The organism is Pseudomonas aeruginosa, assembly GCF_001457615.1.
In the GTDB taxonomy this organism is placed as follows: Bacteria; Pseudomonadota; Gammaproteobacteria; order Pseudomonadales; family Pseudomonadaceae; genus Pseudomonas; species Pseudomonas aeruginosa.
In genome coordinates, this window is the sequence record NZ_LN831024.1 from 5,159,725 (window position 1) to 5,186,586 (window position 26,862).

At 66.5% G+C, this 26,862-nt stretch carries 22 protein-coding genes and 1 tRNA gene; 9 read left to right on the forward strand and 14 right to left on the reverse strand.

What is annotated here, in order from left to right; all coding sequences use genetic code 11:
* Window positions 1–164: 164 nt before the first annotated feature.
* The 4 genes from AT700_RS23765 to AT700_RS23780 form a co-directional block, all read right to left on the reverse strand.
* On the reverse strand, window positions 165–653 hold the full coding sequence (locus tag AT700_RS23765) for a TIGR00645 family protein (RefSeq protein WP_003094773.1): 489 nt from the start codon (window positions 651–653) through the stop codon (window positions 165–167).
* A gap of 173 nt (window positions 654–826) precedes the next feature.
* Window positions 827–1,168, reverse strand: a complete 342-nt coding sequence (locus AT700_RS23770; protein ID WP_003094775.1) for a hypothetical protein — start codon at window positions 1,166–1,168, stop codon at window positions 827–829.
* A gap of 150 nt (window positions 1,169–1,318) precedes the next feature.
* Window positions 1,319–3,772 (reverse strand): Lon protease family protein, encoded by a 2,454-nt coding sequence (locus AT700_RS23775; protein WP_003105114.1) that lies wholly within the window; start codon window positions 3,770–3,772, stop codon window positions 1,319–1,321.
* A gap of 98 nt (window positions 3,773–3,870) precedes the next feature.
* Window positions 3,871–4,197 (reverse strand): TraR/DksA family transcriptional regulator, encoded by a 327-nt coding sequence (locus tag AT700_RS23780; protein WP_003112819.1) that lies wholly within the window; start codon window positions 4,195–4,197, stop codon window positions 3,871–3,873.
* Window positions 4,198–4,431: 234 nt separating this feature from the next.
* Between AT700_RS23780 and AT700_RS23785 the strand changes: the two genes are divergently transcribed.
* Entirely contained in the window at window positions 4,432–4,920 is a 489-nt protein-coding gene (locus AT700_RS23785) for a DUF3015 domain-containing protein (RefSeq protein ID WP_003094783.1), read from the forward strand.
* Between the two features lie 58 nt (window positions 4,921–4,978).
* The gene (locus AT700_RS23790; protein ID WP_048521679.1) at window positions 4,979–6,835 is read left to right on the forward strand and encodes a DUF4105 domain-containing protein; all 1,857 of its coding nucleotides are present in this window, start codon (window positions 4,979–4,981) and stop codon (window positions 6,833–6,835) included.
* Here the strand turns inward: AT700_RS23790 and AT700_RS23795 are convergent.
* The gene (locus AT700_RS23795; protein WP_004352744.1) at window positions 6,829–7,383 is read right to left on the reverse strand and encodes an NADAR family protein; all 555 of its coding nucleotides are present in this window, start codon (window positions 7,381–7,383) and stop codon (window positions 6,829–6,831) included. The genes AT700_RS23790 and AT700_RS23795 overlap by 7 nt on opposite strands.
* 55 nt (window positions 7,384–7,438) lie before the next feature.
* A complete protein-coding gene (rtcR, locus tag AT700_RS23800; RefSeq protein ID WP_033966331.1) occupies window positions 7,439–9,034 on the reverse strand; it encodes an RNA repair transcriptional activator RtcR in 1,596 nt (531 codons plus the stop codon).
* A 314-nt stretch (window positions 9,035–9,348) separates the two neighbouring features.
* On the opposite strand from rtcR, the gene AT700_RS23805 reads away from it, so the two are divergent.
* The 7 genes from AT700_RS23805 (at window position 9,349) to ccpA (ending at window position 15,623) form a co-directional block, all read left to right on the forward strand.
* Window positions 9,349–9,422 (forward strand) — tRNA-Arg (locus AT700_RS23805).
* A gap of 271 nt (window positions 9,423–9,693) precedes the next feature.
* Window positions 9,694–10,839: a slipin family protein gene (locus AT700_RS23810; protein ID WP_048521680.1), complete on the forward strand. Its 1,146-nt coding sequence runs from the start codon at window positions 9,694–9,696 to the stop codon at window positions 10,837–10,839.
* Between the two features lie 55 nt (window positions 10,840–10,894).
* Window positions 10,895–12,109 (forward strand): RtcB family protein, encoded by a 1,215-nt coding sequence (locus tag AT700_RS23815; protein WP_023096999.1) that lies wholly within the window; start codon window positions 10,895–10,897, stop codon window positions 12,107–12,109.
* A 36-nt stretch (window positions 12,110–12,145) separates the two neighbouring features.
* Window positions 12,146–12,958 (forward strand): nucleotidyltransferase domain-containing protein, encoded by an 813-nt coding sequence (locus tag AT700_RS23820; protein WP_021264108.1) that lies wholly within the window; start codon window positions 12,146–12,148, stop codon window positions 12,956–12,958.
* Entirely contained in the window at window positions 12,955–13,980 is a 1,026-nt protein-coding gene (rtcA, locus tag AT700_RS23825) for an RNA 3'-terminal phosphate cyclase (RefSeq protein ID WP_048521681.1), read from the forward strand. Before AT700_RS23820 ends, rtcA begins: the two co-directional genes overlap by 4 nt.
* 101 nt (window positions 13,981–14,081) lie before the next feature.
* Entirely contained in the window at window positions 14,082–14,459 is a 378-nt protein-coding gene (locus AT700_RS23830; RefSeq protein ID WP_003107850.1) for a hypothetical protein, read from the forward strand.
* A gap of 123 nt (window positions 14,460–14,582) precedes the next feature.
* On the forward strand, window positions 14,583–15,623 hold the full coding sequence (gene ccpA, locus AT700_RS23835) for a cytochrome-c peroxidase CcpA (protein ID WP_023120886.1): 1,041 nt from the start codon (window positions 14,583–14,585) through the stop codon (window positions 15,621–15,623).
* A 58-nt stretch (window positions 15,624–15,681) separates the two neighbouring features.
* On the opposite strand, the gene gdhA is transcribed toward ccpA, so the two are convergent.
* The 8 genes from gdhA to ettA all read right to left on the reverse strand — a co-directional run bounded on the left by gdhA (window position 15,682) and on the right by ettA (window position 26,839).
* On the reverse strand, window positions 15,682–17,019 hold the full coding sequence (gene gdhA, locus AT700_RS23840) for an NADP-specific glutamate dehydrogenase (protein WP_003094817.1): 1,338 nt from the start codon (window positions 17,017–17,019) through the stop codon (window positions 15,682–15,684).
* Between the two features lie 295 nt (window positions 17,020–17,314).
* The gene (locus tag AT700_RS23845) at window positions 17,315–18,706 is read right to left on the reverse strand and encodes an outer membrane protein transport protein (RefSeq protein WP_003123403.1); all 1,392 of its coding nucleotides are present in this window, start codon (window positions 18,704–18,706) and stop codon (window positions 17,315–17,317) included.
* A 259-nt stretch (window positions 18,707–18,965) separates the two neighbouring features.
* Complete coding sequence (gene praA, locus AT700_RS23850) at window positions 18,966–19,454, reverse strand: alkane oxidation protein activator PraA (RefSeq protein ID WP_003119407.1); 489 nt, start codon at window positions 19,452–19,454, stop codon at window positions 18,966–18,968.
* 596 nt (window positions 19,455–20,050) lie between these two features.
* Window positions 20,051–21,328 carry an efflux RND transporter periplasmic adaptor subunit gene (locus tag AT700_RS23855; protein ID WP_003119406.1) on the reverse strand — a complete coding sequence of 426 codons (1,278 nt, stop codon included), beginning with the start codon at window positions 21,326–21,328 and terminating at the stop codon, window positions 20,051–20,053.
* Window positions 21,318–22,799 (reverse strand): TolC family protein, encoded by a 1,482-nt coding sequence (locus AT700_RS23860; protein ID WP_003103137.1) that lies wholly within the window; start codon window positions 22,797–22,799, stop codon window positions 21,318–21,320. Before AT700_RS23860 ends, AT700_RS23855 begins: the two co-directional genes overlap by 11 nt.
* Window positions 22,792–23,985, reverse strand: coding sequence for an ABC transporter permease (locus AT700_RS23865; protein ID WP_003103140.1), 1,194 nt, complete (start codon window positions 23,983–23,985; stop codon window positions 22,792–22,794). Before AT700_RS23865 ends, AT700_RS23860 begins: the two co-directional genes overlap by 8 nt.
* Window positions 23,982–24,668, reverse strand: coding sequence for an ABC transporter ATP-binding protein (locus AT700_RS23870; RefSeq protein ID WP_003103142.1), 687 nt, complete (start codon window positions 24,666–24,668; stop codon window positions 23,982–23,984). The genes AT700_RS23865 and AT700_RS23870 overlap by 4 nt, the downstream gene beginning before the upstream one ends.
* A 506-nt stretch (window positions 24,669–25,174) precedes the next feature.
* Window positions 25,175–26,839 (reverse strand): energy-dependent translational throttle protein EttA, encoded by a 1,665-nt coding sequence (ettA, locus tag AT700_RS23875; protein ID WP_003094829.1) that lies wholly within the window; start codon window positions 26,837–26,839, stop codon window positions 25,175–25,177.
* Window positions 26,840–26,862 lie beyond the last annotated feature (23 nt).

Sequence of the window (26,862 nt, forward strand, 5' to 3'; positions counted from 1 at the left end):
GTCCGGCCGGCAGGCCCCGACGATGCGAAGGACGCCCGCTCCCGGCGTCCGCCCGATATCACAGGAAAGTCTTGCCCAGGCGGCAGGCAACGCAAGCCGGAAACGCCGCCGCCCGTCCGTTTTACAACGGCCGGGCGGCGCGAGCGAAACACTGGAGAGGGTCGTCAGTGACGGGTCTGCTTATCCAGGTAGCCCATGGCGAACGCCGAGAGCACGAAGGTCATGTGGATGATCACGTACCACATCAGCTTGTTGTCCGGCACATTCTTCGCGTCCATGAAGATGCGCAACAGGTGGATCGAAGAGATCGCCACGATGGAGGCGGCCACCTTGTTCTTCAGCGAGCCGGAATCCATCTTGCCCAACCAGCTGAGCTTTTCCTTGCCTTCGTCGATGTCCAGTTGCGAAACGAAGTTCTCGTAGCCGGAGATCATCACCATGACCAACAGGCCGCCAACCAGAGCCATGTCGATCAGTGAGAGCAGGACCAGGATCAGGTCGGCCTCGGCCATCGCGAAGATGTTCGGGATGACGTGGAATATTTCCTGGAAGAACTTGATGGTCAACGCCAGCAGCGCCAGCGACAGGCCCATGTAGATGGGAGCCAGCAGCCAGCGCGAGGCGTACATGGCGTTTTCGAAAAAGCGTTCCATGGTCTCTTGAGTGTATGTGCAGGGGAAAATGGGGCGGCGAGTATAACGCAGCGGCCGGCGGTTTTTATCCAGAAAATCTGTGGATAAATATGTGCACCGAGCCGGGATGGATCCCGCCAGCGATGATGGCACGGGGCCTCGGCCGGATTGCTCAGGCTTTGCCCAGGCGCCGCTCAGGATTCCGGGCGAAACAGGTAGTCGCCGACATGCGGCCGTCGTTCGCCATTGAGTCGGCGCAGTTCGCCCTGCAGGTGCAAGCGCCAGATCGGCGGGTCGACGGCTTCGATATAGCCTTGCTGGGCCAGGCAGTCGGCAATCGCCTGCAACACCCCTTCGGCCACCAGCGGTCCGTGGAAGGGGCCCTGGGCCTTGATCGCCGAAGGCTGGGAGCCGGACATGCCGGCGGCGCAAAGCAGGGTCCAGAGTCCGTTCTCTCCGGCCAGCGGCCTGACCACGCATTCGATTCGCGTGGTCAGCCCCAGACAAGGGCGGATGAGGCAGAGGTTACGCGGCATGGCGGCATCCTCACGGGGGTTCCCAGTTTTGAGCCTACACCTGCCGCCAGGTTCCGCATAGCGCCGGCGGGAACTTGTCCACAGGGCTGAAACGCACGAGGGCGGGGCTTTCCAGCCCCGCCCTCGACAGGTTCCGACAGCGCGCCAGGCTCAGTCCTTCTTCGCCGCGGCCTTGTCCTTCGCCACGACGGTCTCTTTCTCCGCCGGTTTGTCCTTTTCCTTGTCGTCCTCTTCCATGCCGAGTTCGGATATCTCCTGCAAGCGCGCCACGACCAGATCGTTCACGCTGCCTTTCGGGAAGCGTCCCTTCTCGTCCTGGGCACCGACCGGCTTGCCCACCAGCAGCGCCAGCGCCTCGTCCACCTCGCGCACCGCGTAGACGTGGAACTGCCCGGCGCGCACCGCCTGCAACACGCGCTCGTCGAGCATCAGGGTAGTGACGTTGGCGCGCGGGATGATCACACCCTGCTCGCCGGTCAGGCCGCGCGCTTCGCAGAGGCGGAAGAAGCCCTCGATCTTCTCGTTGACGCCGCCGACCGCCTGCACCTCGCCGAACTGGTTGATCGAGCCGGTAATGGCGAAGCACTGCTTCAAGGGCGTCCGCGACAGCGCCGAGATCAGCGTGCAGACCTCGCCCAGCGAGGCGCTGTCGCCGTCCACGTAGCCGTAGGATTGTTCCAGGGCGATGCTGGCGGAGATTTCCAGGGGGAACTCCTGGGCGTAGCGGCTACCCAGGTAGCCGGTAAGGATCATCACGCCCTTGGAGTGGATCGGCTGGCCGAGGTTGACTTCGCGCTCGATATCGACGATGCCGCTGCTGCCCGGATAGACGGTCGCGGAAATCCGCGCCGGCACGCCGAACACCGAGTCGCCCACCTCCAGCACGGTCAGTCCGTTGCACTTGCCGACCGCGGCGCCAGCGGTGTCGATCAGGATGATCCCCGCCAGCATGTCGTCGAGGATCCGCGCCGACACCCGTCCGGTGCGGGTCTGCTTGGCCTTGAGGGCACGCTCGATGTGGCCGAGCTGGATCACCTCCTCGTTCGCCAGCTGACGGATGAAATCGGCTTCGCTGACCAACTGGAACAGATCGCCGATCCGTGCCGAAAGCCGCCCCTGGTGCTCGGCCAGGCGCGCGCTGTAGGTCGCCAGTCGCGCCACCGCCGCGCCGCTGAGGGGCGCCATGCCCTCTTCCGAGGTGCGCGTCTTGAGCAACTGTGCGAACTGTTCGAGGCTGTCCTCGCCCAGCGGGATGTCCTCGTCGAAGTCCACCAGCACCCGGAACATCTCCTGGAAGTCCGGATCGAGGTCCTGCAGGGTGTAGTAGATCTGCCGCGAGCCGATGATGATCACCTTCAGTTGCAGCGGGATCACCTGGGGGGTCAGGGAAACCGCAGCCAGGCGGCCGAGTTCGGCCAGCGGCGACTCCATCTTCAACTGGCGCGACTGCAGGGCACGCTTGAGCGCGTCCCAGACGAACGGCTCGCCAAGCATCTTTTCCGCTTCCAGGATCAGGAAGCCGCCGTTGGCCCGGTGCAGCGCCCCCGGACGCAACTGCCGGTAGCTGGTGTAGAGCGCCCCCTGGTCCGAGCTGTACTCGATGCGGCCGAACAGGTTGTCGTAGGTCGGGTGCGACTCGAACACCACCGGCGCGCCGCTGGTCGCGTGGTGGACGATGGCCTGGTTCGGCGCGTACTGCTCGATCAGCCCTTGCTTGCGCTGGGCGTCGGTGCGGCTGTCGTCGACCAGTTGGTCGACCACGGTCTTCAGCAGGTTCAGTTGCATCGCCTGCAGGTAGGCGCAGACGCCCGGGTTGTTGTTGTACTTCTCCACCAGAGGCGCCAGCAGGGGCTGCAGGGCCAGGGTGATGGTTTCCTCGTTGAGCTCGCGCAACTGGTTGCTCGACTCGCGCTTCCACTGCGGCAGGCTCGCCAGTTCCTCGTTGAGGTACTCCTCGAGGGCGGCGATATCCTTGTGGAAACGCTCGCGCTCGGCTTCGGGCAACTGGGCGAATTCGGCCTCGTCGAGGGCCTTGCCGTCCTTCATCGGGGTGAAGGCGACGTTGGCGCTGTCGCGGTACAGCGCCACGTCCTTCTCCAGGGCGCGCCGCTCCACCGAGTCCAGGGCGCGGTCGTAGCGCTGGTTGAAAGCGCGGTCGACGGCGTTCTTCTTCTGCTGGTAGGCCGGATGCTCGAAGACCGCCGGGAAGGTCGACATCAGGTTGTCGATCAGACGGTCGATGTCGGCGCTGAATTCGGTCGCGCTGCCCGGCGGCAGCTCGATCACCCGAGGTTCGCGCGGCTCGTCGAAATTGTTCAGGTAGACCCAGTCGGAGGGCGTGGCGACGCGCTTGCCCTCGGCTTGCAGATAGCGTTTGACGAAGGAGAAGCGTCCGGTGCCCGGCTCGCCCATGACGAATACGTTGTAACCCGGACGCGGCATCGCCACACCGAACTGCAGCGCCTCGACCGCACGCTCCTGGCCCAGCACGCCGCGGAAGGGCTCCAGGTCATCGGTGGTGTCGAAGGCGAATTGCTCGGGAGCGAACGGGCGGGTCAGTTCTTCTGGCGCCAGGCGCAGGCCGGCAGCGACGGAATCGGGCATCGGGAATCCTTGCATCGGGCGGCAGATCGCCGCGGGGTGTCGTCGCCCGCATTCTCCCCCCAGCCTCGCGCCACTGACAAGGCGCGGATGGCGCTATCTCACCGATGTACCAGGTCGGCGCAGCGCAGGCAGTATTCCGCCGCAGGCAGGGCGGCCAGGCGCGCCGGTTCGATAGCCTCGCCACAGCGCTCGCACTGGCCGTAGCGACCTTCCGCCAGGCGCAGGCGGGCCAGGCCGACCTGGCGCATCCCCGCCTCCGCCTCGGCGAGCAGGCCTTCGAGCACTTCGTCGTTCTGGCGCTGCACCGCCTGCTCGGCAAAGTCCGGCGAATGGCTGCGCGCCAGGTCCCGGCGGATCGCCGCGGCGCGTGCCGCGTACTCGGTCGCCAGGGTTTCCAGGGCGGTAGCGGGGTCGAAAGCGCTCATATCCACCTCCTGCATGAGGAACGGCTGACCAAGGCCGGTTTCGCTCAGACCGACCAGAACTTTCCCAAGTCTGGACGGTTCCAAGCGGATTGCCGCTGACGCCGGTCAATTTTCGCCCGGCATTGCGCGCTGCCACCCATTCGGTGCCTTGACACCCCGGTGGCATTCCGAAAAGCTCACGGCGTCGCTGGCCCGCTCCAGATGGCTCCGATCCACCTCAAGAGAGAACAAACGATGAAACGGATTCTGCTCGGTACCCTGTTCGCCGCCGCCTCCTTCAACGCTTTCGCCGACGCTCCCGGTGGCGCCGGCTGCGGCTGGGGCAACATGCTCTTCAAAGGCCAGCGCGGCGTGGCCACCCACGTGGTCGCGGCGACCACCAACGGCACTTCCGGCAACAACACCTTCGGCATGACCACCGGCACCAACGGCTGCCATACCAACGGCGCGCTGTCCTATGGCGGCAAGCCCCTGCTGGTGCTCGGCAGCATGATGGACGAGCTGTCCGAAGACATGGCCAAGGGCAATGGCGAAGCGCTGACCACCTATGCCGTGGTGCTGGGCGTGCAACCGCAGGACCGCGAGCACTTCGCCGCCGTCACCCATGAGCATTTCTCCGAGATCTTCAACAAGTCCGACGCCACCGCCGCCGACGTCTATGCCAACACCCAGGCGATCCTGAAACAGGACGCCCGCCTGGCCAAGTACGCCGAGCAGGCCTGAGCCTCGCCGCCTGCCCGTTCGCGGGCAGGCCCCTTTCCCCAAGCATTAAGCCTTGCCGATGCCGAAACGCCTGTTGCCCTGGATGGCGCTGTGCGCCTGCTCCCCCCTTCTGGCTTCGCCCACGGTTCCCGAGGCCCGCCTCCAGCAACTGGCCGCCGATCCCTACTGGATCGCCCTCGGCCACTACGAACGCGGCAAGCTCGGCGGTTGGCGCAGCTACGTCGACGACGAGCGGTTCTTCCTCGCCGACAACGGCGAGAGCCACCCGGACGCCGAACTGGCGGCCACGCTAAAGGCGCTCTATGCCTCGCCCAGCCTTGGCGACAAGCATGCCCAGTGCGTCTACCCGGCGCGCACCCGCTGGCTGCGCCAGCAACTGCAACTCGACGACCTGCCGCAGCCGCAGTGCGGCGAATACGACAACTGGTACCGCGACATCAACCCGCACAGCGCGGTGCTGGTGTTCCCCGCGGCCTACCTGAACAGCCCGTCGTCGATGTTCGGCCACACCCTGCTGCGCATCGACCAGGCCGACGTCACCAGCAACAACACCGCCCTGCTCAGCTACGCGCTGAACTTCGGCGCCTACATCGAAGGCATGGACAACAGCATCCTCTATGCCTGGAAAGGCCTGATGGGCGGCTATCCCGGCCTGTTCGCGCTGGTCCCGTACCGGGAGAAGCTGGCCGAGTACAGCCGCCTGGAGAACCGCGACCTCTGGGAATACAAGCTGAACCTCACGCCCGAGGAGACCGGGCGCATGGTCGAACACGTCTGGGAACTCAAGCAGGTCCGCTTCGACTACTACTTCTTCGACGAGAACTGTTCGTTCCGCCTGCTCGAACTGATGGAGATCGCCCGCCCGGGCATCGAGCTGACCGAGCAGTTCCCGCTTACCGCGATCCCCACCGACACCGTCCGCGCGGTGAAGAACGCCGGGCTGATCGAGCGCATCGACTACCGGCCGTCGCGCGAGAAGGAACTGCTCGCCCGCGCCGAACCGCTCGACCATGCCGAGCGCGACTGGGCCAAGCGCCTGGCGGACGACGACAGCCTGCTCGACGCTCCCGACTTCAAGGCCCTGCCGATGCCGCGCCAGGCGCTGATCCAGGACGCCGCCTTCCGCCTGGTGCGCTACCGCGCCACCGGTCAGGCGCGTGACAGCGGCATCGCCTCGCGCAGCTACAACCTGTTGCGAGCGATCAACCGCAACCCGCCGCCGGACCTCCAGGTCGAGCGCCCCGGCCAGCCGGAGGACGGCCACGAGTCACGGACCTGGCAGTTCGGCGTCGGCAGCCGCGATGACCGCGCCTTCGCCGAATACGGCCTGCGCATGGCCTACCATGACCTCGCCGATAACGCCTATGGCTTCCCCCTCGGCGCGCAGATCGAGATCGGCCAGCTCAAGCTGCGCCAGTACGAAGGCAACCGCTGGCAGTTGCAGAATCTCGACCTGGTCACCATCCGCTCGCTGACCCCGCGCAACCAGTTGCTCAAGCCGCTGTCCTGGCAGGTCGCCGGCGGCCTGGAGCGGGTGCCGGGCGAGGACGGCGACGAAAACCTGGTCAGCCACCTCAACGGCGGCGCCGGCGGCAGCTGGATGTTCGGCGACGACTTGCTGCTCTACGCCATGGGCACCGCGCGGATCGAGAACAACAGGGACTTCGCCGCCGCCATCGCCCCGGCGGTGGGCTTCGACAGCGGCCTGCTGTGGCGCAACCCGCTGGGCAACCTGACCCTGGAGGCCAAGGGCGACTACTTCCACAACGGTGAAGTGCGCCGCAGCCTGGGCTTCGTCCAGCAGGTGGAGCTGGGCCGCGACCTCGGCCTGCGCCTGAGCGCCGAACGCGAGTTCAGCCATGTCGGCAAGCCGATCAACGAGGTGAAGCTGGAGCTGCGCTGGTACTACTACTGAGCCAGCCTCCGACGCACCTCCATCAGGGCGAAGCCGAGCAGGTTGAGGCCTTGCCAGGTCGCCGGCTCGGCTGCCAGGGGATCGCTCGCGGCCAGGCCGATGCCCCAGATCGCGTCCACCGGGCTGGCCTCGACCAGCACCCGGTCGGCGGTGCCCAGAAGGTATTTCTTCAGCGAAGCGTTCTGGCCGAACTTGCCGAGGTTGCCTTCGATCACGATTCCCACCCGCTCGGCGTTCCAGCGTGCCTCGTCGAAGCCGGCGACTTCGCGGCCGAGGGCCTTCGCCTCGCCTGGGCTGCGCGCCGCCAGGATGCGCTCGAGCAACCTAGGGTCGTCGAACAAGCGTGCCTTGGCCGCCATCATGTAATGCTCGGCGCTGGCGTAGCGCACCCCGTCGAGCTTGAACGAAGCCTCGTACCACTGGCTGAAACAGCTCTTGCCGACCTTGTCATCCGTCGCCGGGCGATGTCCCCAGAAATACAGGTATTTGAAGCTTTCGCCGGCCGCGCAGCGCTGGCGCAGCCGCTCGACGTCCATTATCTCGCTCATCGGCATTCGTCCCTGGAGCCCGTGAAAAGACGCCAAGGATATCCCGAAGTGGTGTTCAGGCGCGTATCTGCGCCCAGTCCAGGCCGAAACGCCCCAGGTACTTGCGCAGCCGGTCGGCGTCGTTGGGGTTGCGCTTGTCCTGGCGCGAAACGGCAAACAGCCGGCGTCCCGCCTCGGAAAGGGTCTTAGCCCCGCGGCACACCTCCAGCACCGCCTGCAGTTGCAGGCGGTCGAACAGATCCAGGGCCTCCACCCGCTGCCCCAGCAGATCGGCCAGTGGCTCCCGGCCCGCATCGAGCCCCCAGGCCTGGCGCAGGCGGAGGATCTCCTCCTCGACCAGCGCCTCGTCGATCCGCCCGTTGTCGGCCAGGGTCGCCATCCGTGTGATGGAAGCCGACAGCTCGCGGAAGTTGCCGGCCCAGCGCGCTTCGCTGGAACCGGCGAAGGCCAGGTAGCGACGCTTGGCCTCCAGGTTGAAACGCACCTGCCGCCCTTGCTCGCGGGCGTGCCGCTCCAGTTCGAAGTCGATGTTCGGCTCGATGTCCTCGCGGCGTCCAGCCAGGCCCGGCAGCTCGAAGGTCCACAGGTTGATGCGGGCGAACAGGTCCTCGCGGAACAGGCCTTCGGCCACTCGTCCGCGCAAGTCGCGGTGGGTCCCGGCGATAAGCTGGAAGTCGCTCTCCACCTCACGGTCCGAACCCAGCGGGAAGAAGCGCTTCTCTTCGATAGCCTTGAGCAGCATCGCCTGTTCGTCGGCGCCCAGCTCGCCGATCTCGTCGAGGAACAGCATGCCACCGTCGGCTGCGCGCAGCAGGCCTTCGCGCGCATTCTGCGCGCCGGTGAAGGCGCCCTTGACGTGACCGAACAGTGCCGACATCGCGCCGTCGCCGCGCAAGGTGGCGCAGTTGACCTCGACGAAACGCCCGTCGAGCTGGTGCCGGCTGCGCTTGAGTTCATAGATGCGCCGGGCGAGGAACGATTTGCCGGCACCGGTCGGCCCCACCAGCAGCATGGGTGCCCGCGAACGCACGGCGACCCGCTCGATCTGCTCGATGGAGCGGTTGAAAGCGGCATTGCGCGTGGCGATTCCCGACTTGAGAAAAGCCAGGCTTTCCTCCTGTTCGCGGCGGAACCGCGAGGCGATGCGGTCGTAGCGGGACAGGTCGAGGTCGATCAGCGTCGCCGAGCCCTCGGGATGGCGCGCCTCGTCCTTGCGCCGCGACGGCGAGGTCTGCACCAGCCGGGCCGGCAGGTAGCGCGCCTCGGTAAGGAGGAACCAGCAGATCTGCGCGACATGGGTCCCGGTGGTGATATGCACCAGGTAGTCCTCGCGCTCGGTGTCGAAGGGGTAGGCGCTGACGAAATCGTGCAGGGCGCCATAGACCTCCTCGAAGTCCCAGGGGTTGCGCAGTTCCATCTGCTGCAGGCGGACCTCGGTATGCGGCGACACCGCGGCGATGTCGGCGCGAATCCGCTCGGCCAGGCCGAGGTCGCGGGCGTCGTTGCCGTGGATCAGTTCGAGGCGGTCGATCAGCAGGTCCGGCTGCTGGCACAGGCCGATGCTCGGCCGCCACTTTTGCCAGCGCGCCGCGCCCTTGCCGAGACGGTCGAGGGTGGCGCCGATGAAGCCGATGGCGACCGTGCGTTTCATCACTGCTTATCCTTCAAGATAAAGATCGATATGAAAATATATAGAAATAGCCAGGCATCTCTCCATCGAATTCGCCGACGAAGCGCAATAAAAAATTTATTCACCTTTAAAATCAAACAGTTAAGCAAGAAACAGTCTCATCGATAAAAACCTGGCACGCCGCTCGCTATATCCATTTCGACCGCATCGCCCATGCAGGCCGACGGGTCGGGACTCCAGTCCCGCCGGTGCCCGAGCCCACCCCTGGTGTCGGCGTCGTGCATGCCGCCCGCAACCACGACGGTCATTCGCGAATGACGGCAATGCCGCTTCGCGGTTCGATAGCTCAGCCTGGTAGAGCAACCATCCACGAAATGGTCTGTCGCGGGTTCGACTCCCGCTCGAACGTTGCCTTAACGGCAATCACTCAATGGCAACACCCGCCGGTGTGGCCGAGGCGAACTGCGCAAGCGGCCAGGAAGGCCGGAGAACGCAAGGGAGCCGAAGCCGCCGCCGGCCCGTCCGGCCCGCGGTTCGGGCACGGGGCAAGGCAGGCCGGGGATCGAGGGAATCGATCGTATGGACAGGACGTCCGCCAGGCCAACCTCCTCCGCGCTCCACCCACGACGCTCGACGGGCCGGCAACACCGGCACCACGGAAGAATGAAAGGAATGAAGAGATGAAAATGCTGAAGCGCTTTATCGTGAAGAAGAACGAACGCGGCCTGCTGTATTCCGAAGGCGACTTCTTCGCCGTGCTCGAACCGGGCACCTACCGCCGCTTCGATCCGTACGACCGCCTGAGCCTGGAAAGCTTCAGCCTGAACACCCCGCAGTTCGAACACCGCCTGGCCGGCTACCTGCGGCAGAGCGAACCGCAACTGGTGGAGCGCTACTTCACCCGGATGGACCTGGGCGACAACGAGGCCGGCCTGCGCTACGAGGACGGCGTGCTGGTGGAGCTGCTCGCACCGGGCAGCCGCCGACTGTACTGGAAAGGCCAGACCGAGCAGCGCCTGGAGCGCATCGACCTGACCCAGGACTATCGATTGTCCGCCGCGCTGGTCGCCCAGTTGCACCAGCCGAACCTGCGCGACCGCGCCCTGGCGGGCCTGGACGCAGTGTTGCTGGTCCAGGTGCCGGCGTTCCAGGTCGGCGTGCTCAAGGTCGACGGCGCCCTTGCCGGCCTGCTGCAAGCCGGACAATACGGTTTCTGGCGCTACAACCGGCAAGTCAGCGTGGAACTGGTCGACACCCGTATCCAGGCGCTGGAGGTCAGCGGCCAGGAGATCCTCACCCGCGACAAGGTCAGCCTGCGCCTGAACCTCGCCGCCAATTGGCGCTACAGCGACGTGCTCACCGCCTTCTCGCGGCTGAGCAAACCGCTGGAGTATCTGTACCGCGAACTGCAGTTCGGCCTGCGGGCGGCAGTGGGCACCCGTACCCTCGACGAACTGCTGGAGAACAAGCAGTCGATCGACGAAGCGGTCAGCGCCCACCTGGCCGCCAAGCTGGAAGACAGCGGCCTGGAAGTGAGCGGCCTGGGCGTACGCGACATCATCCTCCCGGGCGAAATGAAGACCCTGCTGGCGCAGGTGGTGGAGGCGGAGAAGGCGGCCCAGGCCAATGTGATCCGCCGCCGCGAGGAAACCTCGGCGACCCGCTCGCTGCTGAATACCGCGAAGGTCATGGAGGAAAACCCGACCGCGCTGCGTCTGAAGGAACTGGAAACCCTGGAGCGGGTGGCCGAGCGCATCGACCGGATTTCGGTATTCGGTGGCCTGGACCAGGTATTGAACGGACTGGTCACGCTGAAGCAGGCCTGATCACGAACGATAGCCGCGCCGTCGACAAGACGGCGCGGAGCACAAGGAAAGCACGATGAAAGACATGAATATCCTCGAAGTGGCCGGCGGCAAGCCGATCAAGCTCTGGACCCAGGGCGTCCCGGTGGAGGAGGAAGCGCGCCAGCAGTTGCTGAACACGGCGAAGATGCCCTTCATCTTCAAGCACCTGGCGGTGATGCCTGACGTACACCTGGGCAAGGGCTCGACCATCGGTAGCGTGATCCCTACCCTCGGCGCGATCATCCCGGCCGCGGTGGGCGTGGATATCGGCTGCGGAATGATCGCCGCGCGCACCTCGCTGGTCGCCGCCGACCTGCCGGACAACCTGCACGGCCTGCGCAGCGCCATCGAGCAGGCGGTACCCCACGGCAAGACCTTCGGCCGCCGCGACCGCGGCGCCTGGCACGAGGTACCGGAGGCCACCGACCAGGCATGGAAGGCGCTCGCCGGTCGCTTCAAGGCGATCACCGACAAGCACCCGAGGCTGGAGAAGACCAACAACCGCCAGCACCTGGGAACCCTCGGCACCGGCAACCACTTCATCGAGGTCTGCCTGGACGAGGCCGACCGCGTCTGGTTCATGCTGCACAGCGGTTCGCGCGGGGTCGGCAACGCCATCGGCAACCTGTTCATCGAACTGGCCAAGGCGGACATGCGCCAGCACATCGCCAACCTGCCGGACAAGGACCTGGCCTACTTCGAGGAAGGCAGCCGGCACTTCGACGACTACGTGGAAGCGGTCGGCTGGGCCCAGGATTTCGCCCGGCAGAACCGCGCGCTGATGATGCACGCGGTGATCGAGGCGGCGCGCCAGGTGATCCGCAAGCCGTTCGAAGCCAACCTGGAGGCGGTCGATTGCCACCACAACTACGTGCAGAAGGAGCGCCACTTCGGCCAGGAGGTACTGGTCACCCGCAAAGGCGCGGTGTCCGCGCAGAAGGGCCAGCTCGGCATCATTCCCGGCTCGATGGGGGCGAAGAGCTTCATCGTCCGCGGCCTCGGCAACCAGGAAGCGTTCTGCTCGTGCAGCCACGGCGCCGGGCGGACCATGAGCCGGACCAAGGCGAAGAAGGTCTTCAGCGTCGCCGACCAGGCCCGCGCCACCGCCCACGTCGAATGCCGCAAGGACGCCGACGTGATCGACGAGATCCCGATGGCCTACAAGGACATCGACCGGGTCATGGAAGCCCAGCGCGAGCTGGTGGAAGTGCTGCACACCCTGCGTCAGGTGGTGTGCGTGAAAGGATGACGGGCGCCCTGTGGCGCCCGCTGGGGAAGAATCGAAATGAACAGGGAAGAACGCCATCCGCTCCCCGCCGCCATGCGCGAGCGGGTACTGGATGAGCTGGAACGGATCGAACGCGAGCACGACGTAGTCGTGCTCTACGCCTGCGAGTCGGGCAGCCGGGCCTGGGGCTTCGCTTCGCCGGACAGCGACTACGACGTACGCTTCGTCTATGTGCATCAGCCCGAGTGGTATCAGCGCGTCGAGGAACCTCGCGACGTGATAGAACGCCCGCTGAGCGACGAGCTGGACATCAGCGGCTGGGAGCTGCGCAAGGCGTTGCGCCTGATGCGCAAATCCAACCCGGCCCTGCTGGAGTGGCTCGGCTCGCCGCTGGTGTATCGGGAAGAGCCTGGCGTGCGCGAGGAACTGCTCTGGCTGGGCAACGCCTTTCACTCCGTACCTGGCAGCCGCCATCACTACCTGTCGATGGCACGCAAGAACTACCGCGGCTACCTGAAGGGCGACAGCGTCCGGCTGAAGAAATACCTCTACGTCCTGCGCCCGTTGTTCGCGGTGCGTTGGCTGGATGCAGGCCTGGGCTTGCCGCCGGTGGCGTTCGAGAGGCTAGTGGAAGCCACACTGGACGACCCGTCGCTGCGCGAAGAGCTGGATGCCCTGCTGAGCCTCAAGCGTCAGCGCGACGAATCGGCCTACGGCCCTCCGCGCCTGGCGCTGCAACGCTTCATCGAAGCGGAGTTGCTCCAGGCCGAACGAGGGGCCGCCCAACCAACCGGCGCGCGCCAGGACAGCCGACTGCTGGATCGCTACCTCCACGACAAGATATGGCAATACACAAGGGAAACCTCATGAGAAAGGACCTCATCGAACTCGACGGCAGCGAAGGTGGCGGGCAGATCCTGCGTAGCGCCCTGAGCCTGTCGATGACCAGCGGCCAGCCGCTGCGCATCCGCAACATCCGTGGCCGGCGCAGCCGTCCGGGGCTGCTGCGGCAGCACCTCACCGCGGTGCGCGCGGCGGCGGAAATCTGCGCGGCCGAGGTCGAGGGTGCCGAGCTCGGCTCACGCGAGCTGGCGTTCCGGCCCGGTGCGATCCGCGCCGGCGACTACGCCTTCGCCATCGGCTCCGCCGGCAGTTGCTCGCTGGTACTGCAAACCCTGCTGCCGGCGCTGCTCGCGGCCAACGGCGAAAGCCGGGTGAGGATCAGCGGCGGCACCCACAATCCACTGGCGCCGCCGGCGGACTTTCTCCGCGACAGCTGGCTGCCGCTGTTGCAGCGGATGGGCGCGGAAGTCGACCTGGAACTGCTGCGCCACGGCTTCGTACCCGCCGGCGGTGGCGAGCTGCTGGCGCGGGTACGCCCGGCACGCTGGCGGCCGCTGCAACTGGAGCATCCCGGCGCGGCGCTGCGGCGCCAGGCGCGGGCGCTGCTCGCCGGGATTCCCGGGCACGTCGGCGAGCGTGAGCTGGAGAGGGTCCGCCAGCGCCTCGGTTGGAGCGACGAAGAACGCCAGCTGGAGTTCCTCGCGGAGGACCAGGGGCCGGGCAACGCCCTGCTGCTGCGGATCGACTGCGAGCACATCTGCGCGACCTTCTGCGCCTTCGGCCAGGCCGGCGTCAGCGCCGAACGGGTGGCGGAACAGGTCGCGACGCAAGCCATCGGCTGGATGGAAAGCGGCTGCGCGGCGGACGAGCACCTCGCCGACCAATTGCTGCTGCCCATGGCCCTGGCCGGCGCCGGCAGCTTCACCACGCCGCGGCTGAGCGCCCATCCGCAAAGCAACCGCCGGGTTATCGAACGCTTCCTGCCGGTGAGGATCGGCGACCAGGCGCTGGACGGCGGCGGTCATCGCATCGTCATCACATCGGCTTGACGAATTCCTCACCAATGCCGACCTAGACTCGCGCCGGACCTGCCAGCGGGCCCGGCGCGAATCTCCGGGAGCCCCATCCCGGCGGTCGAGGAGTCCCGGCCATGTCTTCTTCGCGTCTCGGCGTGCTTGTCCTCGCCCTGATCCTGCTCACCGCCACCCTGCTCGGCGGCTGCGAAAGCACCCACCAGTACCTGCTCGCCAAGGGCTACCCGCCCGCCTATGCCGACGGTTTCGACGATGGCTGCGGTAGCGGCCGCCAGGCGGCCGGCTCGATCAGCGGCGAATTCCGCAAGGACGTCCCCCGCTACCTGCGTGAGGCGATCTACGCCAGCGGCTGGGGCGACGGCTTCGAGCAATGCCGGTCGATGGCGCGGAGCGAAGAGCGGCGGCGTTTCGAGGAGCGCCAGTGGGACGACCGCGACGACGATTGGCAGCGCGACCGCGACCGCGCGTTGGCCCGGGCCTTGCGCGAGCGCTGAAGCACGCTGCGACAACCATCCGCAGCACCGATCCCGGTGCGCTTGATCCACGTCAAGCCGAGCAGCGCGCCGCTGGCCTCTCCTCACAGGACCGGTTGTAACGCCTGATAAGGAGAAAAAAAGATGCAGTCCTCGCAACTGCTCCCGCTTGGCAGCCTGTTGCTGTCGTTCGCCACGCCCCTCGCCCAGGCCGATGCCCTGCACGACCAGGCCAGCGCGCTGTTCAAACCCATCCCCGAGCAGGTCACCGAGCTACGCGGCCAGCCCATCAGCGAGCAACAGCGCGAACTCGGCAAGAAACTGTTCTTCGACCCGCGCCTGTCACGCAGCCATGTGCTCAGCTGCAACACCTGCCACAACGTCGGCACCGGCGGCGCCGACAACGTACCGACGTCGGTCGGTCACGGCTGGCAGAAGGGGCCACGCAATTCACCGACGGTCTTCAACGCCGTGTTCAATGCCGCGCAGTTCTGGGATGGCCGCGCCAAGGACCTGGGGGAGCAGGCCAAGGGTCCGATCCAGAACAGCGTCGAGATGCACAGTACCCCGCAGTTGGTCGAACAGACCCTGGGCAGCATCCCGGAATACGTGGACGCCTTCCGCAAGGCCTTCCCCAAGGCCGGCAAGCCGGTCAGCTTCGACAACGTGGCGCTGGCCATCGAGGCCTACGAGGCGACCCTGGTGACTCCGGACTCGCCCTTCGACCTGTATCTCAAGGGCGACGACAAGGCCCTCGACGCACAGCAGAAGAAAGGCCTCAAGGCATTCATGGACAGTGGCTGCAGCGCCTGCCACAACGGCATCAACCTGGGCGGCCAGGCCTACTTCCCGTTCGGCCTGGTGAAGAAGCCCGACGCCAGCGTGCTGCCCAGCGGCGACAAGGGCCGCTTCGCCGTGACCAAGACCCAGAGCGACGAGTACGTATTCCGCGCCGCGCCCCTGCGCAACGTCGCCCTCACCGCGCCGTACTTCCACAGCGGCCAGGTCTGGGAACTCAAGGACGCGGTGGCGATCATGGGCAACGCCCAGCTCGGCAAGCAGTTGGCGCCGGACGACGTGGAGAACATCGTCGCCTTCCTGCACAGCCTGAGCGGCAAGCAGCCGCGCGTCGAATATCCGCTGCTGCCGGCCAGCACGGAGACCACGCCGCGTCCCGCGGAATAACCGCCACAAGGAAAAACGGGGCTCCCCTGGAGCCCCGTTTTTCCTCTATGGGACGACCTCAGACCACGCCCTGCGCCAGCATCGCATCGGCGACCTTGACGAAGCCGGCGATGTTCGCCCCCTTCACGTAGTTGACCCGCCCCTGCTCCTCGCCGTACAGCAGGCAGGCATGGTGGATCGACTGCATGATGCCGTGCAGCTTGGTATCCACCTCGCCCTCGCTCCAACGCAGGCGCATGGCGTTCTGCGACATCTCCAGGCCGCTCACCGCCACCCCGCCGGCGTTCGACGCCTTGCCCGGCGCGTAGAGGATGCCGGCCTCGAGGAACAGGTCGACGGCTTCCAGGGTCGAGGGCATGTTGGCGCCTTCGGCGACACAGACGCAGCCGTTGGCCAGCAGGCGCCGCGCATCCTCGGCATCCAGTTCGTTCTGGGTCGCGCAGGGCAGCGCGATATCGCAGGCCAGGCCCCAGGGCCGGCGCCCTTCGAGAAACTGCAGGGAAAACTGCTCCGCCATCTCGCGGATGCGCCCGCGGCGCACGTTCTTCAGCTCCATCAGGTATTCCCACTGCTCGTCGGAGAGCCCCGCCTCGGCATACAGGGTGCCTTCGGAATCGGACAGCGAGATCACCTTGCCGCCCATTTCCATGACCTTGCGCGCCGCGTACTGGGCGACGTTGCCCGAGCCGGAGATCGCCACCCGCTGGCCGTCGAAGCCGCGGCCACGATCCTTGAGCATTTCCTGGGCGAAGTAGACGCAGCCGAAGCCGGTCGCCTCCGGGCGGATCAGGCTGCCGCCATAGCTCAGGCCCTTGCCGGTCAGCACCGAGGTGAACTGGTTGGACAGGCGCTTGTACTGGCCGAACAGGTAGCCGATCTCACGCGCGCCGACGCCGATGTCGCCGGCCGGCACGTCCAGGTCGGCGCCGACGTGGCGGTACAGCTCGCTCATGAACGACTGGCAGAAACGCATCACCTCGGCGTCGCTCTTGCCCTTCGGATCGAAGTCGGAGCCGCCCTTGCCGCCGCCCATGGGCAGAGTGGTCAGGGAGTTCTTGAAGACCTGCTCGAAGGCGAGGAACTTCAGCACCCCGAGGTTGACCGAGGGATGGAAGCGCAGGCCGCCCTTGTAGGGGCCGATGGCGCTGCTCATCTGCACCCGGTAGCCACGGTTGACCCGTACCCGGCCCTGGTCGTCGACCCAGGGTACGCGGAACAGGATCGCCCGCTCGGGTTCGACGATGCGTTCGATGATGCCGGCTTCCAGGTAGTGCGGGTTGGCCTCGAGGAACGGCCAGAGGGAACGCAGCACCTCTTCCACCGCCTGGTGGAATTCGGGCTGATCGGGATCGCGCCGCTTCAGGCGCTCGAGGAAAGCGTCGACGGATTGCGTCATTTTTCTCACCGGTTTCTAGTTTTGTGAACAATTTTTTGCGCGTGACTCTAACAAGCCAGGCGGCACCTAGAAAGTGCGAAATGACGCATTGATGAATCTTTATGGTGCAAAACTGAAACTTTCCGGGTCCGCCAGAACGGCTCGGGCCAGAGCACGCGCCCGGAACCAGGCTGCCTCCCGGGCTGGCCACGCACTGTTGAAGGGCGACGAAAGCACCGTTCGCGTGCATCCCGGCGCCAGATGCGAAAGGGCCTCCGCCGCCAGGGGGAGGCCCTTCCTCTACCTACGGCCGGGTCTAGAAGTCGTAGGTCGCGGACAGGCTGAACACCTGTCCCTTGCTGGTTGCCCTGCCATCCAGGCGTCCGCCGCCCAGGCGATCCTGGTTGACCGTCTTCAACGGCACCTCCTTGACGAACTGCCGCGAGTAGGCCGCGTCGATCGACAACTCCGGCATCGACTGGAAGCGATAGCCGGCGCCCAGGGAGGCGAAGTAGCGATCGCCGTCGGGAATCCGCGGGTCGCGGGTGGCATTGTGGGTCGGCGTCTGGTCGTAGGCGACCCCGGCGCGCATGGTCCACTGGTCGGTCACCTTGTAGTCGCCGCCCACCGCCAGGGTCCAGGTGTTCCGGTAGGTGTAGGGAATGGAGACGATCGTGTTGCCGTGGGACTTGAGGGTCAGGTCCTGGAACGACGACCACTCGGTCCAGGTGGCGCTGGCGCCCAGGCTCAGACGGTCGTTGAACTGGTGTACCCAATCCAGCGAGGCGTAGGCGGGGATATCCAGGCGCGCCGAGGCGGAAGCGCCCATGCGCAGGTCCAAGCCCGGATAGGCCAGGCCCGGGGTGCCGCCCTCGATGGCGCCCTCGGTCAGTCCACCGTCGTGGTCGTAGAGGTTGTAGTGCCCCTTCAGCTTGTTGCGGATCTTCGCGTGGTAGGCGAAGCCCAGGGTGTCGCGGTCGGTCGGCTTCCACACCGCGCCGGCGAAGAAGCCGGGCGAGGTGTTGTCCACCTTGACCCGCATCAGCGCGGACGAGTTCGAGGCCGGGAACGGAATCCCGCCCATGCCCGGGGAGTTGGCGGCCGAGGCATAGAGATCGAGGTTCTGGCTGACGAAGCCGGAGGTGCGCTGGATGATCACCCCGGCGCCCAGGGAGAAGTTGTCGTTGACCTTGAACGACAGGGAGCCGGTCAGGCCGATCGTCTCGATCTTGGTGTCCACCGCGAAATCGCGGCCTTTCCAGTTCGGGTCCCAGGTGCTGCGCATTCCCATCGGAACGACCTGGCTCAGACCGAAGGCGAAGCGGTCGTTGATCGGTACGACCAGGAAGCCGGTCGGCAGCCACGCGCCGAATCCGGCCTGGCCGCCATCGTTGGTACCCAGCTCGGGGGTGCCCGGCCCGTCCTGGTAGCCGCCGGTCATGGGATTACCCTGGTAGTCGTAGGCATCGCCGTTGTACTTGATGTCGATATCGGCGTAGTTGACCGTCAACTGGGCGATCCGCTTGTCGATGAACGCCATGGCCGCCGGGTTGTTGAACGCGGCGCTCGGATCGTTGGGAAACAGCGAGCCGCCTGCCATCGCACGGCCCCAGCCCGCCGTGTTGGTGGTCGGCACCATGAAGCCGCCGGCTTGCGCCTGGGACGTGCCGAACAGTCCGCCGACGATCAGGGCGCAGAGCAATGGCAATGGTTTTCTGGCAAACAGGCAGGAAATATCGTTTTTGTTGTTCAAGGTTTCACCCCTGGTGGACTGCTAGTGCACGGGGCACGATGGTCGGCCTGCTTGAGCGTCCTGGCGGACACCCTCCCCCAGACCGTTTTCCATGTGCGAACGAGATTCTGCGCCGCTTCCGGCGGAAACTCCCTCGGACCTGCCGGCCCGCGAAGGACGCCTGGCAGCGGGAGCGCGAAACCGCTGGCGCCGAGGGCGCCAGCGGCAGCCCGGATTACGGGTTGACTACGAAGGCCGGGGTCGGCTTCACGCTCAGGCTGTTGATCTTGCAGTTGCCTGCCAGCGACTGATTGCTGGCGCTGAGGGTATTGGTGGCGTTGCTCCAGGAACCGTTGACGGTGCTCGGGCCACAGGTAGAGGAGAGAATCTTGAAGCCGACGCCATCGACCTTGCCGGCAGTGGTGCTGGAAACGGTCAGCTTCCACGGCAGGCCGGTCATCTGCGGCACGCTGCACAGGGTGTTGCTGCCGCTGACGGTGACGCTGTCGATCGAGGCATAGGAACCATCGGCGGCGGTCTTGCCCTTGAAGGTGATGTTGCAGGTCACTGGCAGATTGAGCGACGCCGGCGAGCTCACGCTGATGGTGCCAGGTGCGGTGAAGGCCGAGTTGACCGGGGTGATGGTGGCCGCGCTGGCCATGGACGAAACGCTCAGGCAGAGAGCAAGAGCAGCAAAGGACGGCAGGGACTTGATGGATTTCATTGTTTTGTATCCTTCCAGTGAGTTGGCAACGCTCGCGGTTGCCGAGCCTTGATCATGCGGCAGGATCGTCGCCGACCCGCCCCCACGACCACCTTGTGCCTTCCCGTCCGATCCACCTGCCAGGCGAACCACACCACCCGCCTTGGCCGTGCGTACCGGGATCGGGAGAGGCTTTACCTCATGAGTCCTATCCGGTGCCGACGCTGACGGTCCCCACGACGAGCCGGGACAGACCGGATATCGGAAAGATCCGATAGGGTTTGCCAACCCGCCGCGCCTCGAGATGCCCACCTGGCCGAACTCCGCGAACGCAGGCCTGACAGGGCTGGCAATCACCACGAAGGGGCAGTGGACCAGTCAACGACGGGAGCCAGAGTACGGTCAGCGCGGCTCTGGAAAAGCCTAGCGAAAGAAGGGGGTTGCCCCTCCGAAGGAAGGTCGGTGAATGCCGTGGAGGGCGGACGAAGCGTCGTCGCGAAGGAATCCTGATACCTCTGTCAACATCCGCGTCGGGAAGAAACGCACCATGACGGGGCGTACCTACCAGAATTGGCAGCTCGCGAAGCCACCCAGCCAACCCAAAGTTAGGTTGCCAACTATCGGTCGGATGAGGACGGCACGCGAACGAGACCCGGCTGCAACTCGAACACCTCCACGCCCTCCGGCGTGGAGCGTCCGATCTTGACCTGTTGCGCCATCACGCTGGCGCCGGGAGCCTGGCGAAAGTCCACGAACAGCCGGTCACCCTCGTGGCGTATCGCCTCCGGCGGCACGACGATGGCCTGTTCTTTGCGATAGGTGGTGACCGTCAGCTTGGCGCTCATTCCCAGACGAATCTTCTGCAACTGGCGGGGATCAAGCGGCGCTACCGACACCGTCACCTCGAACTGCGGGCTGCCTCCCTGGGCCATGCCGGGCAGAGCCTGACCACCGAGGGCGGCGATGACGCCCGCCAGCGTGGTGCCCTCGAAGCCGTCGCCACTGATTTCCACCGCCTGCCCTTCGCGCAACTGGTTGATATCCAGTTCGGAAACCTTCGCAGATACCTTCAGCCGCTCGACGCTGGCCAGGCCGAACAACGCCTGGCCCTGCCCCAGCTTGCTACCGGCCTGCACCGGTTCGCGGCTGCCCTGCTCGCCAGCCAGGCCGGGCGCCGCGACGACGATACCGGCAAAGGGCGCGCGCACCGTACGGCCATCCAGCTGGGCCTGCAGCGTCTCGTATTTCACGCTGGCGTTGGCCAGGTCCATTTCGGCGATCTGGCGATTCTCGCCCTGCCCCTTGGCGCGGGTCGACTCCACTTCCCGCCGGGCCGCCTCCAGGTCCATGCGCTGCTGGCTGGCCTGTTGTTCGAGATCGTCGAGTTCGTTGCGCGGGACGATCCCGCGCTGGAACAGCTCGCGGGTCTCGCGCAACTTGCGCTCGGTGCTGCTCTGCGCCAGCTGCGCGCTGCGCAGGGCACGACGGACCCGCGCCATGTCCTCGCCACGCTCCCAGTCGCGCAGGTCCTGCAGGGTGCGACGGGCCTTGAGCAACGCCGACTGTGCCTCGCGCACCTGCACGGCGATCTCGCGGGTGTCCATGCGCAGCAGCTCCTGTCCTTCCGCGACCCGCTGTCCCGGCTCCACCAGCAGCGCCTCGACATTGCCGGCGAAGGGCGCCGCCAGGGTCACCACGCGCCCCGGTTCCAGGCGTCCGACCAGGCCGATCTGATGCACCAGCGGGGCCGCCCGTACGGCGACCCAGCGCTCCCCTTCCGTGCGTTTCGCGGTGCCGCCGGCGAGGACCAGCCAGGCCAGCGCCGCGACAACCGCCAGGCCGGCGGCGAGCGACAATGCCGGCCGGCGCAGGAAGGAAAACCGGTCAGTGGTCATTGAGCGAAATCTCCCAGCTATCCAGGGTCATGCCGACGATCAGGTCGAGCTGCGTCTGCGCATTGAGAAACGAGATCAGGGCATTCAATTGGGTGTTCTCGACGTTGCGCAGGTCGGTCTCGAAGCTCAGCACCTGGAAGTTGCTCGAACGCCCGACGCGCAGCTTTTCCCGTTCGATCTCCAGCTTGCGCCGCGACAACGCGGTGGCGCGCTGGGCGATCTGGTACTGGCGCCAGCGCGTGCCGAGGTCGCGCACCGCATCGATGACGTTCTGCTCCAGGGTCTGCCGGGCATCCTCGATCAGGATCTTCTGGTTCTCTACGTCGACCTGGGCGCGCACCTCGGCCTGCCGGCGGCTGAGGTCGCCGATGGGAATTTCCACCTGTACCCCGGCGTAGCTGTCCCAGCTGCGTGAATTGTCGCCACCGCCCTCGCTGTAGCGGTCGCGGATCTGGCTGGCGCCGCCCACCAGCGAGACATCCCACAGGCGCTGGTTCTTCGCCAGCACCAGGTTGAGGTCGGCCTGGCGACTGCCGATCAGGCGTTGCAGGTATTCCGGTTGCTGCTGCAGGGCGGTCCTGATCGCCTGCTGGCGGTCGACCTCGATCGGCGTGGCGGCCAGCGCATCGCTGGCGCGGATTTGCGTCGACAGGTCCAGCGCCAGCAGTTGCAGCAGGGCCAGGCGTGCGCTGTCGACCTGGTTGGTGGACTCCTCGACATTGAGCTCCTGGCTGGCGACGTCGGCCTCGGTCTGCACGATCTCGAATTCGGCCATTCGCCCGGCGCGGATCATCGCCCGGTTGACCTCGAGCAGCTCCTGGGTCCGCGCCAGGGCTTCGCGAGCGATGCGCGCCTGCTCCTGGGCGCGCAGCAGCTCCCGGTAGGCGCCGATGACCTGGCTGATGGTCTGCGACACGCTGGCCTTGAGTTGCAGGCGATTGGCGTCTTCGGAGAGACGTGCCAGGCGCAGCGGCGCGGTGGTGACGTCCCAGCCCGCATCGCGCAGCAACGGCTGGACGACGGTCAGGTCGAGGCCATCGCTGCGGTAGCGCCCGGCCTCGTCGGCGGTGCGGAACTGCTTGACCCAGGCCAGGCTGAAGCGAGTGCCATATTCGCCAAGCAGGGTCGCGGTGGGCGAGACATTGCTGGTCCTCGTGCGGTCTTCGGTGGCGCGGTTGGCGCGATAGTCGCCGCGCACCACCAGCTTCGGGTTGAAGGCGTCGGCGGCGACGCGCAGGTCGAACTTCTGCGCGATCCGTTGCAGGTAGGCGCTACGGATTCCACGGTTGTTGCGCAGGCCAAGATAGACCGCGTCGCTCAGGCTGAGGTCGATCACCTGCTCGCTGAGCAGCACCGACCTGCCCTGCTCGCGGGCCATGCTCGGTACGTCCGGACTCAGCGCCGGGTTGACGCTGGCCGCCACCGGAAGAGCGGTGACCAGCCACAGCACGCCCAGGCCCCACCTATTCATCGCGCAGCGCCTCGACCGGTTGCAGGCGAGCCGCCGAGACCGCCGGATAGAGCCCGAAGAACAGCCCCACCAGCAGGGTACTGCCCATCCCCAGCGGCAGGGCCGCGTAGGCCAGGGAGAAGGTCCAGCCGGAGAACCTGGCGTAGAGATACGCAGCCGCCACGCCGAGCACCGCGCCCGAGAGCGCGCCCGCGGCGGTCAGGGTCACCGCCTCGATCAGGAACAGGTTGCGGATGTCCCGCTGGCGCGCGCCCAGCGCCATGCGCACGCCGATTTCCCGGCGGCGTTCGGCGACACTCATCAGCATCACGTTCATCACTCCGACGCCGCCGCCGAGCAGGGAGATGATCCCCAGTCCGGCCAGCAGGTAGGTGAAGGTCCGGGTCTGCCGCTTGAGTCCATCGAGCACCTGCTGCGAGACCTGGACCTGCGCCTCGTGACCGGGCAACCGCGCCGTCAGGGCCGCGCCCAGGGCCGCGCCGACGCTATAGACGTCCGCTCCCGGCGAGACCCGCGCCACCACATGGCTGACCTCGGCGGCCGGCTGCAGGCGCGGCATGCCCGGCGCCGGCACGAACAGCGAGTCGTTGGCGGCGAACGGCAAGAGAGCGGCGCTGGCCTGCGGCTGGAGAATGCCGATCACGCGGAACAGATAGTCGTTGACCGTCAGTTGCTCGCCGAGGCGCAGCGGATCGCCGGGCGCCCCCAAGGCCTCGGCGATTGTCGCGCCCACCACCACGTAGGTGTCGTGATCGTCGAAGCGCGAGAGGAAACGTCCTTCGCGCAGCCGCAGCCTGGCGGCAGCCGCGAGCCCGGCGCTGGCGCCGACGATACTGGCGTTGCTGGTGCGTCCGTGAAAGGTCACCGGCGCCGAGTACAGGCCCAGCGCCGCCAGGTGCTCCAGACCGGCCACGTCGCGGAGCAGCGGTTCGGTGTCGAGCGACGCCGGCATCGGCATCGGCGCCTGCGGGGCGAACGGGAACTGCACCACCAGGGTGTCGGTGCCCATGTCCTTGAAGATGCTCATCGCTTCGTCGGTCGCGTTGCTGCCGATGTTCAGCATCGCGATCACCGATGAACAGCCCATGACGATACCCAGCAACGCCAGCAGCGAGCGGCGCCCCAGCCCGCGAAGACTGGCGAGGGCCTCGTGAAGCAATTGCCGGGGCGACGGGCTGGCGCTCACCGGCAGGCCTCCGCCAGGTCCTCGTGCACCTCGCCATGCCGCACTGTCAGTTGGCGCCCGAGACGGGCGGCCAGGCTGGGATCATGGGTGACCACCACCAGGGTCACCTGGCGCTCGCGGTTGAGGGTGAGGAGCAGCTCCAGCACTTCTTTCGCGGTGCTCGCGTCGAGGTTGCCGGTTGGTTCGTCGGCGAGGATCAGCGCCGGCTCGCCGACCAGCGCGCGAGCGATGGCGACGCGCTGCCGCTGGCCGCCGGAGAGGTCCGCCGGACGATGGCCGGCGCGCTCGGCCAGGCCGACCCGGGCGAGCATCGCCTCGGCCCGCTCCAATGCCTCGCGGCGCGGCATCCCTCGATAGCTCAGGGGCAGCGCGACGTTGTCCAGCGCGTTCAGCCGCGGCAACAGGTTGAAGCTCTGGAAGACGAAGCCGATCAGGCGGTTGCGGATCGCCGCCAGTCGGTCCCCGTCGACGCTGAAGATGTCGTGCTCGGCGAAGCGGTAGGCACCGCTGTCCGGGCGGTCGAGCAGGCCGAGGATATTCAGCAGGGTGCTCTTGCCCGAGCCCGACGCGCCGACGATCGCGCAGCTTTCTCCGGGAAAGATGTCCAGGCAGACGTCTTTCAGTATCTGCAGCGGCTGCCCCCCCAGGAGGTAGCCCTTGCCGATCCCCCGCAGGGAGATCAATGGTTCGTGCTTGTTTGTTGTTGGCATTCGCACCCGACCGCTCGCATCCCTTCAAGGCCCGCCCGGTCGTACCGCCGCAAGGCCGGCGATACAGGCCGAACGGCCATACTGCTGATGATGGAGACAGCGCACAAGCCGCCACCACCGGCAACGCTACCCCGAGGCGCCAGCGCCGAGCGAAGGTAGCGGCTGGTCCGCCCGGCCAATGCCGGTACTCGATTCCGCCGGGCTTCGCCATATGGCGCGGCCTCTCCGGGCAGGCGGTATTGAGCGCACGGATCGGCTGCGCAGACCACTAGCAGAGCTGATACCATCGCAGCCGTCGATGCACCCCCATCTTTAGTTAGGTGAAGGCTCAGGCATGCTGCGTGGGAGCCGCCCCCGGGTACCGCCGATGGAGGTGTCCCTGCGCAGTTCCCATGTTCCCCAGCGCATGGCTCGTTGAATTCCAGGCATGAAAAAACCGCCGGCCGGCAACGCCGGCGGGCGGTTTCTCGAGGGCGCGCTTACGCCAGTTTCTTGTAGCGCACGCGGTGCGGCTGGGCCGCGGCGTCGCCCAGGCGCTTCTTGCGGTCCGCCTCGAACTCGGTGTAGTTGCCTTCGAAGAAGGTCACCTTGCCATCGTCCTCGTAGGAGAGGATGTGGGTGGCGATCCGGTCGAGGAACCAGCGGTCGTGGGAGATCACGATGGCGGAGCCGGGGAAGTCCAGCAGCGCCTCTTCCAGCGCACGCAGGGTTTCCACGTCGAGGTCGTTGGACGGTTCGTCGAGCAGCAGCACGTTGCCGCCCTGCTTCAGGGTCAGGGCCAGGTGCAGACGGCCACGCTCACCGCCGGAGAGGTCCTTGACGAACTTCTGCTGGTCGGCGCCCTTGAAGTTGAAGCGACCGACATAGCTGCGCGACGGGACTTCGTAGTTGCCGATCTTGATCTGCTCGAAACCGTCGGAAACCTGCTCCCACACGGTCTTGTTGCCTTCCAGGCTGTCACGGCTCTGGTCGACGCTGGCGATCTGCACGGTCTCGCCGATCTCGATGGTGCCGGAGTCCGGCTGCTCCTTGCCGGTAAGCATGCGGAACAGGGTCGACTTGCCCGCGCCGTTGCCGCCGATCACACCGACGATGGCGCCCTTGGGAATGCTCAGGGACAGGTTGTCGATCAGCACGCGGTCGCCGTAGCCCTTGGTCACATTGTGCAGTTCGATGACCTTGTCGCCCAGGCGCGGACCGGCCGGGATGTAGATCTCGTTGGTCTCGCTGCGCTTCTGGAATTCCTGCGACTGCAGTTCCTCGAAGCGCTGCAGGCGCGCCTTGGACTTGGCCTGGCGGCCCTTGGCGCCCTGGCGTACCCACTCCAGCTCGGCCTTCATGGCCTTGGCGTGGGAGGCTTCCTGCTTGGCTTCCTGGGCCAGGCGGGCGGCCTTGGATTCCAGCCAGCCGGAGTAGTTGCCTTCGAACGGGATGCCATGGCCACGGTCGAGTTCGAGGATCCAGCCGGCGACGTTGTCGAGGAAGTAGCGGTCGTGGGTGATCGCCACCACAGTGCCGGGGAAGTCGTGCAGGAAATGCTCCAGCCAGGCCACCGAGTCGGCGTCCAGGTGGTTGGTCGGTTCGTCCAGCAGCAGCATGTCGGGAGCCGACAGCAGCAGACGGCACAGCGCTACGCGGCGCTTTTCGCCGCCGGACAGGTGCTCGACCTTGGCATCCCACGGCGGCAGGCGCAGGGCGTCGGCGGCGACTTCCAGCTGGCGTTCCAGGTTGTGTCCGTCGGATGCCTGCAGGATCGCCTCCAGCTTGGCCTGCTCGGCGGCCAGGGCGTCGAAGTCGGCATCCGGCTCGGCATAGGCGGCATAGACCTCGTCCAGCCGCGCCTGGGCCTGCTTGATCTGGCCGACGGCCTCTTCGACGATGTCGCGCACGGTGGCCTGCGGGTCCAGCTTGGGCTCCTGCGGCAGGTAGCCGACGTTGATCCCCGGCATCGGCCGGGCCTCGCCTTCGATCTCGGTGTCGACGCCGGCCATGATCCGCAGCAGGGTGGACTTGCCCGCGCCGTTCAGGCCGAGCACGCCGATCTTGGCGCCGGGGAAGAACGACAGGGAGATGTCCTTGAGGATTTCACGCTTGGGCGGAACGATCTTGCCGACCCGATGCATGGTGTAGACGTACTGAGCCAAAACGAGCACCTCATGAAGAAAAG

What these genes read in the sequence shown, in the direction of transcription:
- AT700_RS23785 (WP_003094783.1), top strand. Translation starts at nt 4,432, where the DNA reads ATGAAACGGATTCTGCTCGGTACCCTGTTCGCCGCCGCCTCCTTCAAC.
- AT700_RS23790 (WP_048521679.1), top strand. Translation starts at nt 4,979, where the DNA reads ATGCCGAAACGCCTGTTGCCCTGGATGGCGCTGTGCGCCTGCTCCCCC.
- AT700_RS23815 (WP_023096999.1), top strand. Translation starts at nt 10,895, where the DNA reads ATGAAAGACATGAATATCCTCGAAGTGGCCGGCGGCAAGCCGATCAAG.
- AT700_RS23770 (WP_003094775.1), bottom strand. Translation starts at nt 1,168, where the DNA reads ATGCCGCGTAACCTCTGCCTCATCCGCCCTTGTCTGGGGCTGACCACG.
- AT700_RS23860 (WP_003103137.1), bottom strand. Translation starts at nt 22,799, where the DNA reads ATGAATAGGTGGGGCCTGGGCGTGCTGTGGCTGGTCACCGCTCTTCCG.
- rtcA (WP_048521681.1), top strand. Translation starts at nt 12,955, where the DNA reads ATGAGAAAGGACCTCATCGAACTCGACGGCAGCGAAGGTGGCGGGCAG.
- AT700_RS23855 (WP_003119406.1), bottom strand. Translation starts at nt 21,328, where the DNA reads ATGACCACTGACCGGTTTTCCTTCCTGCGCCGGCCGGCATTGTCGCTC.
- AT700_RS23765 (WP_003094773.1), bottom strand. Translation starts at nt 653, where the DNA reads ATGGAACGCTTTTTCGAAAACGCCATGTACGCCTCGCGCTGGCTGCTG.
- AT700_RS23830 (WP_003107850.1), top strand. Translation starts at nt 14,082, where the DNA reads ATGTCTTCTTCGCGTCTCGGCGTGCTTGTCCTCGCCCTGATCCTGCTC.
- AT700_RS23795 (WP_004352744.1), bottom strand. Translation starts at nt 7,383, where the DNA reads ATGAGCGAGATAATGGACGTCGAGCGGCTGCGCCAGCGCTGCGCGGCC.
- AT700_RS23810 (WP_048521680.1), top strand. Translation starts at nt 9,694, where the DNA reads ATGAAAATGCTGAAGCGCTTTATCGTGAAGAAGAACGAACGCGGCCTG.
- AT700_RS23775 (WP_003105114.1), bottom strand. Translation starts at nt 3,772, where the DNA reads ATGCCCGATTCCGTCGCTGCCGGCCTGCGCCTGGCGCCAGAAGAACTG.
- AT700_RS23780 (WP_003112819.1), bottom strand. Translation starts at nt 4,197, where the DNA reads ATGAGCGCTTTCGACCCCGCTACCGCCCTGGAAACCCTGGCGACCGAG.
- praA (WP_003119407.1), bottom strand. Translation starts at nt 19,454, where the DNA reads ATGAAATCCATCAAGTCCCTGCCGTCCTTTGCTGCTCTTGCTCTCTGC.
- ccpA (WP_023120886.1), top strand. Translation starts at nt 14,583, where the DNA reads ATGCAGTCCTCGCAACTGCTCCCGCTTGGCAGCCTGTTGCTGTCGTTC.
- rtcR (WP_033966331.1), bottom strand. Translation starts at nt 9,034, where the DNA reads ATGAAACGCACGGTCGCCATCGGCTTCATCGGCGCCACCCTCGACCGT.
- AT700_RS23820 (WP_021264108.1), top strand. Translation starts at nt 12,146, where the DNA reads ATGAACAGGGAAGAACGCCATCCGCTCCCCGCCGCCATGCGCGAGCGG.
- gdhA (WP_003094817.1), bottom strand. Translation starts at nt 17,019, where the DNA reads ATGACGCAATCCGTCGACGCTTTCCTCGAGCGCCTGAAGCGGCGCGAT.